The 14,324-nt window shown below is 68.9% G+C and carries 15 protein-coding genes; 12 read left to right on the forward strand and 3 right to left on the reverse strand.

The window, feature by feature from the left end; all coding sequences use genetic code 11:
* Positions 1–21: 21 nt before the first annotated feature.
* From P9849_RS01990 to P9849_RS02000, 3 genes are all read left to right on the forward strand, one after another.
* On the forward strand, positions 22–1,371 hold the full coding sequence (locus P9849_RS01990; protein WP_278268069.1) for an MFS transporter: 1,350 nt from the start codon (positions 22–24) through the stop codon (positions 1,369–1,371).
* A gap of 137 nt (positions 1,372–1,508) precedes the next feature.
* On the forward strand, positions 1,509–2,660 hold the full coding sequence (locus P9849_RS01995; protein ID WP_278268070.1) for a 3-hydroxyisobutyryl-CoA hydrolase: 1,152 nt from the start codon (positions 1,509–1,511) through the stop codon (positions 2,658–2,660).
* A gap of 90 nt (positions 2,661–2,750) precedes the next feature.
* Positions 2,751–3,518 (forward strand): enoyl-CoA hydratase, encoded by a 768-nt coding sequence (locus P9849_RS02000; protein ID WP_278268071.1) that lies wholly within the window; start codon positions 2,751–2,753, stop codon positions 3,516–3,518.
* A gap of 124 nt (positions 3,519–3,642) precedes the next feature.
* On the opposite strand, the gene P9849_RS02005 is transcribed toward P9849_RS02000, so the two are convergent.
* Complete coding sequence (locus P9849_RS02005; protein ID WP_278268072.1) at positions 3,643–4,317, reverse strand: hypothetical protein; 675 nt, start codon at positions 4,315–4,317, stop codon at positions 3,643–3,645.
* 4 nt (positions 4,318–4,321) lie between these two features.
* Positions 4,322–5,149 (reverse strand): ammonia-dependent NAD(+) synthetase, encoded by an 828-nt coding sequence (gene nadE / locus P9849_RS02010; RefSeq protein WP_278268073.1) that lies wholly within the window; start codon positions 5,147–5,149, stop codon positions 4,322–4,324.
* 315 nt (positions 5,150–5,464) lie between these two features.
* Here nadE and P9849_RS02015 point away from each other — a divergent pair, with 315 nt between their 5' ends.
* From P9849_RS02015 to P9849_RS02035, 5 genes are all read left to right on the forward strand, one after another.
* Positions 5,465–6,856, forward strand: coding sequence for an MFS transporter (locus P9849_RS02015; protein ID WP_278268074.1), 1,392 nt, complete (start codon positions 5,465–5,467; stop codon positions 6,854–6,856).
* Between the two features lie 9 nt (positions 6,857–6,865).
* The gene (pyrE, locus tag P9849_RS02020) at positions 6,866–7,435 is read left to right on the forward strand and encodes an orotate phosphoribosyltransferase (protein ID WP_066214684.1); all 570 of its coding nucleotides are present in this window, start codon (positions 6,866–6,868) and stop codon (positions 7,433–7,435) included.
* Positions 7,416–8,474 (forward strand): alpha/beta fold hydrolase, encoded by a 1,059-nt coding sequence (locus tag P9849_RS02025; RefSeq protein WP_278268075.1) that lies wholly within the window; start codon positions 7,416–7,418, stop codon positions 8,472–8,474. The genes pyrE and P9849_RS02025 overlap by 20 nt, the downstream gene beginning before the upstream one ends.
* Positions 8,475–8,556: 82 nt before the next feature.
* Entirely contained in the window at positions 8,557–9,075 is a 519-nt protein-coding gene (locus P9849_RS02030) for a phosphoribosyltransferase (protein WP_066214690.1), read from the forward strand.
* A 140-nt stretch (positions 9,076–9,215) separates the two neighbouring features.
* Entirely contained in the window at positions 9,216–9,557 is a 342-nt protein-coding gene (locus P9849_RS02035) for a hypothetical protein (RefSeq protein ID WP_278268076.1), read from the forward strand.
* A 29-nt stretch (positions 9,558–9,586) separates the two neighbouring features.
* On the opposite strand, the gene P9849_RS02040 is transcribed toward P9849_RS02035, so the two are convergent.
* On the reverse strand, positions 9,587–10,411 hold the full coding sequence (locus tag P9849_RS02040; protein WP_066214694.1) for an HAD-IIA family hydrolase: 825 nt from the start codon (positions 10,409–10,411) through the stop codon (positions 9,587–9,589).
* A 182-nt stretch (positions 10,412–10,593) separates the two neighbouring features.
* On the opposite strand from P9849_RS02040, the gene P9849_RS02045 reads away from it, so the two are divergent.
* From P9849_RS02045 to P9849_RS02060, 4 genes are all read left to right on the forward strand, one after another.
* Positions 10,594–11,805: a hypothetical protein gene (locus P9849_RS02045; protein ID WP_278268077.1), complete on the forward strand. Its 1,212-nt coding sequence runs from the start codon at positions 10,594–10,596 to the stop codon at positions 11,803–11,805.
* 215 nt (positions 11,806–12,020) lie between these two features.
* Positions 12,021–12,638, forward strand: a complete 618-nt coding sequence (locus tag P9849_RS02050; RefSeq protein WP_278269067.1) for a TrmH family RNA methyltransferase — start codon at positions 12,021–12,023, stop codon at positions 12,636–12,638.
* A gap of 162 nt (positions 12,639–12,800) precedes the next feature.
* The gene (gene fbaA / locus P9849_RS02055) at positions 12,801–13,823 is read left to right on the forward strand and encodes a class II fructose-bisphosphate aldolase (RefSeq protein WP_144630119.1); all 1,023 of its coding nucleotides are present in this window, start codon (positions 12,801–12,803) and stop codon (positions 13,821–13,823) included.
* A gap of 2 nt (positions 13,824–13,825) precedes the next feature.
* Positions 13,826–14,248: a DUF3151 domain-containing protein gene (locus tag P9849_RS02060; protein WP_278268078.1), complete on the forward strand. Its 423-nt coding sequence runs from the start codon at positions 13,826–13,828 to the stop codon at positions 14,246–14,248.
* Positions 14,249–14,324: the final 76 nt, after the last annotated feature.

Raw genomic sequence — 14,324 nt, forward strand, 5'->3', positions numbered from 1 at the left:
TCTCCACAAGGAACCGCTCTCATGTCCCACACCCAGTCCTCGCCGGCCGTCGCCCCGGCGCCGCAGGATGCCCCGACGCTGGGCACCCAGGCCACCACTGCGCTGCGCACCTTCTTCATCTCCGGCTTCGGCACGGCACTGGAGTTCTACGACTTCATCGTCTACGGCCTCGCCGCCGCCCTCGTGTTCCCCACACTCTTCTTCCCGGCCGCGGACCGCCTGACGGGGACGCTGGTGGCCTTCGCCGCGTTCGGCGCCGGGTTCATCGTGCGGCCCCTCGGCGGCATCGTGGTGGGTCACTTCGGTGACCGCATCGGCCGCAAGTCCATGCTCGTCATGACCCTGCTCCTGATGGGCGGCAGCACCTTCCTCATCGGCTGCCTCCCGACGTACCAGAACGTCGGTCTGCTGGCTCCGGTGCTGCTGGTGATCCTGCGCCTGGTGCAGGGCTTCGCGGCCGGTGGTGAATGGGGTGGGGCATCACTCTTCGGCATCGAGAACTCGCCCGAGAACCGCCGCGGCCTCTGGGGCAGCTTCACGAGCACGGGCATCGGCATCGGCAGCCTCTTCGGCACGGGTGTCTTCACGGTGATGACGCTCCTGCCGGAGTCCGAGCTCACCGCCTGGGCCTGGCGTGTGCCGTTCTGGCTGGGCGGTCTCCTGGTGCTCGTGGGCCTGATCGCCCGCACCCGCATGCCGCACGAGACGGTGAACAAGGAGAGCGCTCCGCGCGTGCCGCTCCTGGCGGCCATCCGGAGGCACCCGAAGCAGATGCTCCTGGCGATCGGCGTCGCGTTCGGCTACAACACCATCGCGTACATCGGCTCCCTGTTCACCGTCACCTACACCGAGGAACGCGGTTACACGGACACCCAGTCACTGCTGTTCCAGGTGGCCGGCTCATTCGCCTTCATGCTCGCAGCTCCCTTCATGGGTCTGCTCTCGGACAGGATCGGACGCAAGAAGGTGATCGCCGGCGGCGCCGTGATCTACGCGGTGTTCTTCTTCCTCTTCTTCGGCATGGTGGACAGCCGCGTCGCGTTCCTCGCGACCGTGGCCTTCATCCTGGTGAACGTGTTCATGGCCATGCCGCAGGGCTGCATCCCGGCGTTCCTGGGTGAGCAGTTCTCCAAGGAGAGCCGTTACTCGTCCATCTCCGCGACGTACCAGACGGGCGCGGCGCTGGGCGGCGGCACGGCGGCGAGCATCGCCACGGCCCTGTTCATCGCGTTCAATCGCGGCTCCCTCGGCATCGCCCTGTACTCCGGCGCCGCGTGCCTGGTCCTGGCGCTGTGCGTGCTCGGCCTCCGGGAGACGTACAAGGTCCGGACCAAGGATCTCGGCGAGAAGCCGGAGGACGTCCGCGCCTGAGGCCTCGGCGCCCGGATACGGGCGGCAGTCCGTGCCCGCCTCAGCCCCCTCCTCCATCCACCGATGGAGGAGGGGGCTTTTCCACATCGGGAGCCGTTGCAGATGAAACTGGTCCGCCTTTCGGGCAAGCTAGAGCCATGGAGCCTTCCAGTACCAGCGCACCGTCCACCCTCTCAGCCTCCGCCCTCACGGCCGGGCCGTCTGCCGCTGAGGTGAAGTCAGCGGAGGTGACCTTCGAGCAGCGTGGTCATGCCGGTATGGTCATCCTCAACCGGCCGCGGGCGGTCAATGCGCTCAACCACGGGATGGTGGAGGCCGTGGACGCGCAGCTGCGGGCCTGGGCGGTCGATCCGTCGATCGAGCACGTCATCATCACCGGGGCGGGAGAGCGCGGCCTGTGCGCCGGCGGTGACGTCGTGGCGATGTACCGGGACATCGTGGCCGGGGAGCGGGCCTCCCATGACTTCTTCCGCGCCGAGTTCCGCATGAACTCCCTCCTCTTCGGCTACCCCAAGCCCGTGATCGCCGTGCAGGACGGTCTGGTGCTGGGTGGAGGCGTGGGCATCTCCGCCCACGCTTCGCACCGGGTGGTCACCGAGACCACCCGGATGGGCATGCCGGAGGTCACCATCGGCTACGTCCCGGACGTCGGGGGGACCTGGCTGCTGGGCCACGCCGGCGTCGCGGGCGTGCACGCCGCCATGACCGGCGACCACGTCGGCCCCGGGGACGCGATCCACCTCGGGCTCGCGGACGCCTTCGTGCCGGCCGCGAACCTCCCCGAATTCCTGACCTTCCTGGAGACTGACACCGCCGACGACGCCGTGGCCCGCTTCGCCGGCATGGCGCCGGAAGCGGTGCTCGCCGCAGCCGGTGATGCCGACGGCGCCGCCTCCTGGATCGAGGACTGCTACGCCGGAGCCCTGTCCGGCGACGCGTCCGCGGCCGTCATCCTGAGCCGCCTTGAGACCCACCCTGAGGCGCAGGCCCAGGCGGCAGCCGCCACCCTCCGGACCAAGAGTCCGCGTTCCGTGGCCGTGGCGCTCGAAGCCGTGCGCCGCCACTGCTCCGGAACGCTCGAGGAGGCTTTGCGGGACGAGTTCCGCGTCGCGGTCCGGTGCCTCGCCTCCCCGGACATGCGGGAGGGCATTCGCGCCCAGGTCATCGACAAGGACCGCACGCCGCACTGGGAGCACGCGGGGCTGACCGAGGTCAGTCCGGAGCTCGTCGCCTCCTACTTCGCCCCGTTCGAACCCGGGGAGACGGATGGCGGCGATCTGACACTCTGATTCCGGAGGCCCTGCCTCCGGCGCCCGACACCGCAGCACTCAGCCCGCATTCCCATTCCTCAGACGCCGATTGCGAAGGAGCAAGCACCCGTGCAGAACATCCTGGTGGAGCGCCGTGGGCGCGTCACGATCGTGACCCTCAACAGGCCGGAGGCGCTCAACGCGCTGAACCTGGCGACCATGACCGAGGTGGTGGACGCCATCCGGGCTGCGGACGTGGACCCCGGCACGGGCGCGGTCGTCCTCACGGGGTCGGCCAAGGCGTTCGCCGCCGGTGCGGACATCAAGGAGATGGCGTCCAAGGACCACCTCGAGATGTACCGGGCCGACTGGTTCCGCGGCTGGGAGGAGCTCACCCGGGTGCGGATCCCCGTGATCGCCGCGGTCTCCGGATACGCGCTGGGTGGCGGCTGCGAACTGGCGATGATGTGCGATCTGCTGATCGCCGCCGAGAACGCGAAGTTCGGTCAGCCCGAGATCAACCTCGGCGTCATCCCCGGCATGGGCGGCTCGCAGCGGCTCACGCGGGCCGTGGGGAAGGCGAAGGCGATGGACCTGGTCCTCACCGGCAGGATGATGGATGCCGCGGAGGCGGAGCGGTCCGGGCTGGTCTCCCGCGTGGTGCCCACGGAATCCCTCCTCGAAGAGGCGCTCGCGGTCGCCGAGACGATCGCCGGGAAGTCCAAGCCGGTGGCCATGATGGCCAAGGAGGCCGTCAACGCCGCGTTCGAAACCGGGCTCGCTCAGGGCGTGGTGTTCGAGCGCAGGCTGTTCCACTCCCTCTTCGGCACGCCCGACCAGGTGGAAGGCATGGCGGCATTCCAGGAGAAGCGTCCGGCCGAGTTCAACCGGGACTGACGGCGAGGTCCTGAGGTGTTGTGTGCTCAGTAGTTGCGGGTGTTCGGGGCCACGACCCGCGACTACTGAGCACACAAGTCGGTGGGGTCGGTTGAGGCGGTGCCGCTGATCGTCCGGGCAGTCCTCAGCCCAGGGACGCGATGACGGCCTCGCCGTTCGCCCAGGTGGCCACGAGCCGGGATCCACCCTGACTATGGCCAACACCCTGACCAGGCCCCGCACCCTGACCAGGCCCCGCACCCTGACCAGGCCCCGCACCCGGAGCGGACGGTCTGCGGGCCACGAGGAACCGCTCGTCTCCCGTGCCCACCGCGTCGAAGGCGTCCTCAACGGAGGTCAATGCCGGAGTTCCGGGGGTCGCGGTGTCGGCCACGACGAGCCTGACCCGGACGTCCGGTTCGGGCCGCTGGACGACGGTGCCGGCGTCGTCGTGGATCTCCAGGAGCGCCTGCCCCTGCTCACCGCGGAGGGCGCGGCGCAGCGCGTCTTGGCCGACCGGGTCCCCGATGCCGTCGTACACCCAGCGGGTGCCGAGAACCGAGTGTTCCATGGTGCCGATCAGCTGGTCGTCGGTGCCGGGCAGGGGCTCACCGCGATACGTGAGGAGGACGTGGAGGATGTCCGAGCCGCGGCGGAGCAGAAATCCTTCGATCCCGACCTCGCCCGCGGGGTCGTCGAAGCGGTAGCTGCCGATCCGCTCGAGTTCGCCGCCGCTGCCGGACCAGGACTGCTGGTCGAGCCAGGGCGCGAGCAGTTCGAGCTTCGTGGGCTTCAGCGTCGCCCGGTGGATGACGGCCACGAAATCAGCCCTGCTTCCACCACTCGTCGTGGATCGTGACCGGGGTGGTCCGCTTGTGGCGCGTCCGGAGGTACTTCTCCTCGATCGTCGCCGCCACGCCCTCGGGGACTTCGCGGCCCTCCAGGTAGTCGTCGATGTCGTCGTAGCTGATGCCCAGTTCGTCCTCGTCGGTCCGACCCGGCTTGCCGTCCAGAAGATCCGCGGTCGGGACCTTCTCCCAGACCTGGCGGGGCGCGCCCAAGTGCTCGAGCAGCTGACGGTTCTGGCGCTTGTTCAGCCCGAAGAGCGGCAGCACGTCGGCCCCGCCGTCGCCGAACTTGGTGAAGAACCCGGTGACCGATTCGGCGCCGTGGTCGGTCCCCACCACGAGGTAGTTGTGTTCGCCGGCCAGCGCGTACTGCGCCACCATGCGGATGCGGGCCTTCACATTGCCCTTGTTGAAATCGGAGATCTCAGAGCCCGTGGTCTTCAGGAACTCCTCCTCCACGCCGTCCACACCGGGGCCCACGTTGAAGGTCCATTCCGTGTGAGGGTTGATGAAGGCGAGCGCCGCCTGGGCGTCGTCCTCGTCGTGCTGGACGCGGTAGGGCAGCCGGACCGCGACGAAGGCGGCGTCCACCCCTTCGAAGGAGAGCTTCTCGACGGCGAGCTGGCAGAGCTTCCCGGCGAGCGACGAGTCGACACCGCCGGAGATGCCCAGCACGAAGCCGTTGGTCCGGGTCGCCCGCAGATAGGACGCCAGGAACTCCACCCGTGACGCGACCTCCGCCGCGGGGTCGATCTCGGGCTTGACGCCCATTTCCTCGATGATCTGGGCCTGAAGTGCGCGCATACGCCCAGGGTACTCGCACCACGTTTCGCGAGGGTTACATCGGCGCCACGCGCGTGCCGTGCAGCCGCAAGCTGTCCGGTGCCGGGGCCGGCCTCCCCGGGGCCGGCCTCTCCAGGGACCGCGCCCGGCGGGCGGTGCGAACCTACCGGGGCCGGCCTCCCCGGGACCGCCCTCCCCGGGCCACGCCGCCCGGACGGGCCAAGGGGGAGACCTCGAACGTTCCCGGGGGCAGAATGGAACGGTCGGCGCCCGCCGTCGTCCTCCCGGGCCCATCCCGACCGGGAGCAACGCGCTGCAGAACCGGAGTCCCTCGGCATGAAGACCGGCCCCGCCGCTCAGCGGCTCATTCTCTGGATCACCATCCTGGCGTCCTTCGTCTCGTTCCTGGACGGCAGTGTCATCAACGTCGCTCTCCCGGCCATCGACCGCGAATTCGGCGGGGGACTTGCGACGCAGCAGTGGGTGGTGGACGCGTACCTCATCACGCTCGGCGCCCTCATCCTGCTGGCGGGTTCACTGTCCGACGTGCTCGGCAGGATCCTCATCCTGAGGATCGGGCTGATCGGTTTCGGCGTGACGTCGCTCGTCTGCGCGTTCGCCCCGACGGCGGAGGTCCTGATCGTGGGCCGTGGCTTCCAGGGAGCGGCCGCCGCGCTCCTGGTGCCCAGTTCGCTGGCGCTCATCACCGCGAACTTCAGCGGACCTGAACGGTCCAAGGCCATCGGCCACTGGACCGCGGGCACCACGGTGGCCTTCATCGCGGGCCCGATCCTGGGCGGCGTCCTGGTGGACACGGTCGGCTGGCGCTCGGTGTTCTGGATCAACGTCCTGCCCATCGCCGTGACGCTCTACCTGCTCGCCGTCCTCGGGATGAAGGAAACCCGCGCGCAGGGTGTCCGGATCGACTACGCGGGAGCCGTCCTCTGCGTGCTCGGCCTCGGCGGCCCGGTGTACGCCCTGATCGAGCAGGGGAACCTGGGCTGGGGGAGCCCCGGCATCTGGGTCCCGTTCGTCGTGGGCGTGCTGTGTCTGGCGGGCTTCCTCTGGCGTCAGGCGACGGCGAAGCAGCCCCTCATGCCGCTGAGCCTGTTCACCGTGCGCAACTTCGGCGTCGGGAACATCGCCACCACCTTCATCTACGCGGCGCTCTCGATCGGCGGCCTGATCGTGGTGCTCTTCCTGCAGCAGGTGGCGGGGTTCCCGGCCACCTTCGCCGCCCTGGCCACGCTGCCCATCAGCATCCTGAACATCGCGCTCTCCAGCTGGTTCGGCTCCCTCGCGGGACGATACGGACCCCGGTGGTTCATGGCCCTCGGACCGATCCTGGGCGGCGCGGGGTATCTGCTCATGGTCACGACCCGCGTGCCGGTGGACTATTGGACCCAGTTGCTGCCGGGCATCCTGCTGTTCGGCATCGGCCTCTCGGTGACGGTGGCCCCGCTCACGGCGGCGATCCTCGGCTCGGTCTCGGAGGAGCAATCGGGCATCGGCTCGGCGGTGAACAACGCCGTCGCGCGGGTGGCGGGCCTGGTGGGCGTGGCCGTGCTCGGCCTCATCGTGGGGCCGACGCTGGACCTCGACGGCTTCCACCGGGTCCTCCTGGTCACGGCGGTCCTGCTCGTCGTGGGCGGTCTGGTCTCCGCGGTGGGCATCCGCAATCCACCCGTCCAGGAGCCGGCTGACGGCGCGGCCGCCGCCAGTCGATAAACTTCTCGTATGACTGCCCTCGACGCCGCCGCTGCCCGCGCCCGCCTGCTCGACCTCATCAAGGAACTCGCCGTGGTCCACGGCAAGGTCACCCTCTCCAGTGGCAAGGAGGCCGACTACTACGTCGACCTGCGCCGCATCACCCTGCACCACGAGGCCTCCCGCCTGGTGGGCCAGGTCATGCTTCAGCTGCTGGACGACGCCGGCATCGAGTTCGAGACCGCGGGCGGCCTGACCATGGGCGCCGACCCGGTGGGCACCGCGCTCATGCACGCCGCCGGTGACGCGGGCCGCTCCATCGACGCCTTCGTGGTCCGCAAGGCCCAGAAGTCCTACGGCATGGGCCGCCAGGTGGAAGGCCCGGGCGTCGACGGACGCGACGTCGTGGTCCTCGAAGACACCTCCACCACCGGCGGCTCCGCGCTGACCGCCATCGAGGGAGTCCGGAACGCGGGCGGCAACGTCAAGGCCGTGGCCGTGATCGTGGACCGCAACACCGGCGCCAAGGAAAAGATCGAAGCCGAGGCGGGCGTCCCCTACCTGTTCGCCTTCTCCAAGGATGAACTCGGACTCGACTGATCTCCCGCCCCCTGTGCCCGGGCCGGACGGTCCGGGCACAGGGCACGACGACGACGGCGCGGCCCGCCGTCGCCATCTCGCGTCCCTGCTGCGCACCGCCGGCCGCATGCGCCGGTTCTCGCGGCGGAGTTTCCTCTGGCTGGGCGGCGCCTCCGCGTTCCTCGCCGCGGATCTCGCCTACACGAGGGCCATCGCCGAGCAGCGACGGCAGACCACGATCCTGACCCTCGGTGACGACGCGCCCGGGGACGCCCCGGCCGACGCGGGCTGGTACCTCCTCCCCGGTTTCAAGACCAGCTGGGACGAGGCCCTGTTCATCCTGACGACCCTCAAGCCGGCGATCGGCCGCTGGGGGCGGATGGCGGCGGTCGGGTATTCGAATCTCGGCCTGTCCGTCAACGACGTGGTGGACGCCATCGCCGCGTCGACCCGGGTCCGCGGGATCCGCCACGTGTTCCTCTATGGACACAGTTTCGGCGGGATGCTCGCGGTGCAGACGGCGGTGCTCCTGTGGGAGCGGCATCAGATCCAGGTGCGCTTCATCCTGCTCGATTCGAGCCCCGCGAGCCGTTATGACGTGCTGGACCAGGACTCGTTCGGAGGTGTGGTCTACAGCTACGAACAGGGTGTGCCGATCCCGACGATCGTCCGCGGCGGGTACGAGCTGGGGGAGCGGATCGTCAACAAACACGAGCGGACCTGGCGGCAGATCCTGGAACAGACGGCCGAGCAGCTGAGTCCGCTGGCGCCGTCGTCATTCCTCATCCAGAGCGAGGCGGCCTACGTGTACGGCTTCGACGTGCGCTCGCTGGCCGAGCGGCTCTCGTACACGAGCCTCGTGTTCATCGGAAACCCCGGGGACGGCACGGTGGACTACTACACGGCCCGGCAGGGCTGGCGGAACGCGTTTCCGTCCCAGCTGCTCAGTTCCGACATCGAGACCCGGGGTGCGGTCCCGGCCCACGCGAGCCCGCAGTGGAGCCCACAGGTGTACCACCCGATCCTCGAGCAGATCATGAATCGCTACTTCCCGCTCTGACGTCCCCCTGATCGCCGTCCGGCGCACTGTCGCGTTCCGCCCCGACTACCCGCCGGAGCGGGCGCACCGGTAACTTTGGTACATGGCAAACAACCTTGATGATTCCGGGGTGGACGTCCTCCCCGAGCCCGAACGCGAAGTCCTCACCTGGGACACCTTCGGCGACGCGTCGCGCGAGCTGGCCCAGACCGTGGTGGACAGCGGGTTCCAGCCGGACGTGGTGGTCGCGATCGCCCGTGGCGGCCTGCTCCTGGCCGGGTCCATCGCCTACGCCCTCGGGGCCAAGGCCTGTGGCGCCCTGAACGTGGAGTTCTACACCGGAATCGGCACGGTGCTGCCCGAGCCCGTGGTCCTGCCGCCCATGCTGGACGAGGGCGCGCTGAGCGGGAAGAAGGTCCTCCTGGTGGACGATGTCTCCGACTCCGGCCGCACCCTGGCCAAGGTGGTGGATCTGATCGGCGACTGGGGCGCCGAGGTCAAGACCGTCTGCCTCTACACCAAGCCCCGCACCATCCTGGCGCCGGACTTCGAATGGCGCCGCACGGACAAGTGGATCACCTTCCCGTGGTCCTCGCTTCCCCCGGTCGAGCCGACGGTCTGACCCCTCGGTTTCGGTTTCTGAGCACTGAGCACTGAGCCTCTGAGCACTGAGCCTCAACGCGCGACGGCGGGCCGGCCTCCGGTCCGCCGTCGCGCACTCGCGAGCAAGTCCCCGACGAGCACATCCCTGAGGAGGGCGGTATGAGCGTTTCCGGGCAGCCCCTGCCGAACGGCGTCATCCCGTATGTCGAGTACCACCAGGGGGAGCGGCGCCTCCTCACCCTTCAGGTGACCACCCAGAACGTGATGGCCTCGGGACGGTTCCGGCCCGTGGTGAGCATCGACGGGCGCAGTTACGTGGTGTTCTGGGGGTACATGACCTTCGAGATCCCGGCCGACCGCTCCTGCCACATCGCGGTGTACGTCCAAGCCGACTACATGACGCAGACGGCCTCTCTGCTCCTGCCCCCGGGCCGTGACGTCACGCTCGTCTATGCGACCGACTTCGCCACGGGCCTGGGCAGGCTGGGTCCGGCGGCCTGAGCCGTCCCCGCCGGCCGGGACGGCCTGGCCTAGATCTGGTCGACGAGCGCCGCGACGCTCGTGAGGACCTGGTTGGGCCGGAAGGGGTACGAGCTGATCTCGTCGCTCCGGGTGATGCCGGAGAGCACGAGCACCGTGTGCAGGCCGGCTTCCATGCCCGCCACGATGTCCGTGTCCATGCGGTCGCCGATCATGGCCGTGGTCTCGGAGTGGGCGTCGATGCGGTTCATGGCCGAACGGAACATCATCGGATTGGGCTTGCCCACGATGTACGGTTCGCGGCCCGTGGCCTTGGTGATGAGCGCGGCGATCGCGCCCGTGGCCGGCATGGGGCCTTCCTTCGAGGGGCCGGTGGCGTCCGGGTTGGTCGCGATGAACCGCGCGCCCGCCAGGATGAGGCGGATGGCCATGGTGATCGCTTCGAAGGAGTAGGTCCGGGTCTCGCCGAGCACCACGAAGTCCGGGTCCTGATCGGTGAGGATGAAGCCCGCCTCGTGGAGCGCCGTCGTCAGTCCGGCCTCACCGATCGTGTAGGCGCGGTTGCCGCTGTCCGAGCTGTGCACCTGCTCCTTCAGGAACTGGGCGGTGGCCAGCGCGGAGGTCCAGATGTTCTCCTCGGGCACCTCCAGGCCGGAGGATGCCAGACGGGCGGCCAGGTCTCGCGGCGTGAAGATGGAGTTGTTGGTCAGGACGAGGAAGCGCTTGGAAGTGTCCACCCAGCGCTGGATCAGTTCCGCGGCTCCGGGGATGGCGTGATTCTCGTGAACCAGCACGCCGTCCATGTCGGTGAGCCAGCATTCGATCTCCTGACCGCTCCGGTGATTGCGCAAAGGACTGCGTTCGGCGTCGCTCATGATTCCTCCTCAGATGGGCCTGTCTCCACTCTACGTTCCGCCCCCGGTCTGAACAGAACGTGAAATCCGCGTCATGACTGGCGCGACAGCCCGGAATATGGCGAAATGGGAGGGAGTTTCCCAATGAATCCAACGTCTTGATTTAATAGGCCTCATCACTCCTCCTCCTGAAAAGACTTCCCATGGACCCGAACAACGAATCTGAACAGCCGCCCGCCGGCAGCACCCGTCCCCTGGACCCCCGGGATGTCCCCGGCCGACCCGGCCAGAATCCGCAGCAGTACCCGGGCGGCCAATACACGGGCGGCCAGTACCCGGGCGGCCAGTACCCGGGCGGCCCGAGCCAGGGCAACCCGTATCCCGGCCAGCAGAACCCCTATCCGGGAGCTTCCTATCCCGGTCAGAGCCCGACGCAGCCCTACCCCCAGCAGCCCGGCCAGCAGCAGTCCTTCCAGGTGCACATCCCCGAAGAGGAGGACCACACGGTCCTTCGCAACGGGCTGCCGCCGGTGCCGCCGCCCCCGGCGTCCGGCAACCGCAAGACCCTGGCGATCGTGCTCGGCAGCATCGCCGCGGCACTCGTCGTGGTGCTCGTGGTCGTGTTCGCCTGGCTCGTGCCGGCGCTGTCCGGCAACAAGGAGCCGCGCGCCGTCGACACCGCCTCCCAGCAGAGCACCCCGGAATCCACCCCCGAGGTGACCCCGTCGGAGCAGCCCTCCGAGGAGCCGTCTCCCGCGGACACGGCCGCCGCTGCGGTCACCCCGCCGGCCGGCGCCATCCCGCTCCCGGAGGAGTGGAAGGTCTACAAGAGCCCGGACAACGCTCCGGTGGACGGCGACACCAAGTTCAGCCGCTTCGTCACGGGAGAGTCGAGCTTCGCCCGCCTGAAGGAATGGTCCACGGACGTCAGCCTCGGCATCACCAAGGATCCGGAGAGCGGCCAGGAGATGCAGCGGGCCGCCGCGGGCACCAATCAGCTCGACTCGGACGGGTTGTCGGTCGCGTTCTCCTTCTTCGCGGAATCCGAATCGCAGAAGTACGGCTCCGATCCGGCCAAGATCAAGAGCCTCATCAAGCAGCTGGAGACCAAGCTCGCCGGGATGTCGCAGGATCAGCTGGCCTCCGTGGTCGTCGGCCACAAGTGCGCCTCCGATTTCCGCACCACCAAGCCGGAGATCCGGTCGTTCCTCCGCGGTCTGGCCGTGGTGGTCGGCTTCGAGTGCAAGACCTCCGGCGGCGACGCGATCCAGGGCGTCAACCTCTTCACCATCACCCCCTGGGGCACGCCGCAGCTGCTCGGTGTGAGCGGCCACCAGAGCTACTGGGAGCAGCACCCGGGTCTCATGGCGGAGCTGGCCAACTCCTTCCGCATCAACAAGTGGCGGATGCCGTAAGCGGCCCACCCGTCACGGCAGGTCCCGTCTGAGACCGGCACTCCACGCAGAGCCCGGGCCGTCGGTCCGGGCTCTGCGCGTCCCACTACAGTTGAAGGGTGACTGAACAGACCTCCGGCGACCACGGCCTGCCCGCCTCCCCTCAGGACACGGACGACGACGCCGGGGCGCGCGCCGTCGTCGGGCCGGCTGCCGAGGGCGCGCCGGAGGCCGTCGTGGCGCCGGAGGTGGGAGTGGGACCGTGGGAGGGGCCCTGGCCTGAGGAGGACCACTGGGACCCCGAGCTCCTGGAGCACGGGGACCGGCGCAATGTGCTGGATCAGTACCGCTACTGGAAGCACGACGCGATCGTGGCCGAGCTCGACACGCGGCGGCATGACTTCCACGTGGCGATCGAGAACTGGCAGCACGATCTGAACATCGGGACCGTGGTCCGCACCGCCAACGCCTTCCTGGCCAAGGAGGTCCACATCATCGGTCGCCGGCGCTGGAACCGTCGCGGGGCGATGGTGACCGACAAGTACCAGCACATCCGGCACCACCCCACGGTCGACGACTTCGTGGCCTGGGCCCAGGGCGAAGGACTCACGATCCTCGGGGTGGACATCTTCCCGGATTCCGTGCCGCTGGAGACCTATGAACTGCCGAAGAACTGCGTCCTGGTGTTCGGCCAGGAGGGTCCGGGCCTCTCGGAGGAGGTCCACCGGGCTGCGGAGGCCACCCTGTCGATCGAGCAGTTCGGCTCCACCCGGTCCATGAACGCCGCATCGGCCGCGGCGATCGCCATGCACGCGTGGGTGCGGCGCCATGTGTTCGGGCAGCACGTGTCCTGACCCGGCCGCCGTGCCCGGGCAGTGCCCCGCGTCATGATCCGGGCCACATTCCATGCCCGCGCGCTTGCTGGCTAGGATGGGTTCAGTCACGCGGAAATAGCGCGAATCGGTCGGCACCATCCCTGCTGTCCGGCCCATCCCGTTGCATCACCAGGAGTCAGCATGCCTATCGCAACCCCGGAAATCTACGCCGACATGATCGACCGTGCCAAGGCAGGCGGCTTCGCCTACCCGGCCGTGAATGTCACCTCCTCGCAGACCCTCAACGCGGCCCTCCGTGGTTTCGCCGAGGCCGGCTCTGACGGCATCATCCAGGTCTCCACCGGTGGCGCGGCCTACTGGTCCGGCGCCTCCGTCAAGGACATGGTGGCCGGTTCCCTCGCCTTCGCGGCCTTCGCCCGCGAAGTGGCCAAGAACTACGACATCAACATCGCCCTCCACACGGACCACTGCCCGAAGGACAAGCTGGACGGCTTCGTCCTGCCGCTGCTCGCAGCCTCCGAGGCCGAGGTCAAGGCCGGCCGCGACCCGCTCTTCAACTCGCACATGTGGGACGGCTCCCACGAGGAGCTCGGCGAGAACCTGCGCATCGCCCGTGAGCTCCTGGACCGCACCGCGGCCGCCAAGATGATCCTCGAGGTCGAGATCGGCACCGTCGGCGGCGAAGAGGACGGTGTGGAGAACGAGATCAACGAGAAGCTCTACACCACCACCGAGGACGCCCTGGCGACCATCGAGGCGCTGGGCTCCGGCGAGAACGGCCGCTACATCACGGCTCTGACCTTCGGCAATGTGCACGGCGTGTACAAGCCGGGCGGCGTGAAGCTTCGCCCCGAGCTGCTGAAGAAGATCCAGGAAGAGGTCGGCGCCAAGATCGGCAAGGCCAGCCCGTTCGACCTGGTCTTCCACGGCGGTTCCGGCTCCTCCGAGCAGGAGATCGCGGACGCCGTCTCCTACGGCGTCATCAAGATGAACGTGGACACAGACACCCAGTACGCCTTCACCCGCCCGGTGGCAGGCCACATGTTCAGCAACTACGACGGTGTGCTGAAGGTCGACGGCGAGATCGGCAACAAGAAGGCCTACGACCCGCGCGTCTGGGGCGCCTCCGCCGAAGCCGGCATGGCGGCCCGCATCGTCGAAGCCGCGCAGCAGCTCGGCTCCGCCGGCAAGAGCGGCAAGTAAGCATGTCCGACGAATTCCGTTCGAACCTCCTGGGGCCTGAGCCCACGAAGCTGCCGGCCGAGACCGAGGTGTACCAGCATCTCGCCCTCGGCGCGCACCCTCAGGATCTCGTGGCGAAGTACCCGGCCTCGTCCCTGCTCTGGGCCCTTGCGGCCGAGCAGGCGTGGACCGAAGGCCGGACCGTCGAGTCCTACGCGTTCGCCCGGGTCGGGTACCACCGCGGCCTGGACGCCCTGCGCCGCAACGGCTGGCGCGGCGCCGGTCCCATCCCGTGGGAGCACGAGCCGAACCAGGGTTTCCTCCGGGCGCTGTACGCCCTGGGACGCGCCTCCGCGGCGATCGGTGAACCCGACGAGCCCGAGCGGATCTCGACGTTCCTGAACGACTCGGACCCCACGGCGAAGGCGGCCATCGAGGCCCTCTGAGCTGCGGCTGGTTGTACGACGACGGCGGCCGGTCACCGGAAGGTGACCGGCCGCCGTCGTCGTGTGAGCGTCGCCC

Origin of the sequence: Arthrobacter sp. Y-9 (assembly GCF_029690065.1) — a bacterium.
Classification (GTDB): Bacteria; Actinomycetota; Actinomycetes; order Actinomycetales; family Micrococcaceae; genus Arthrobacter_E.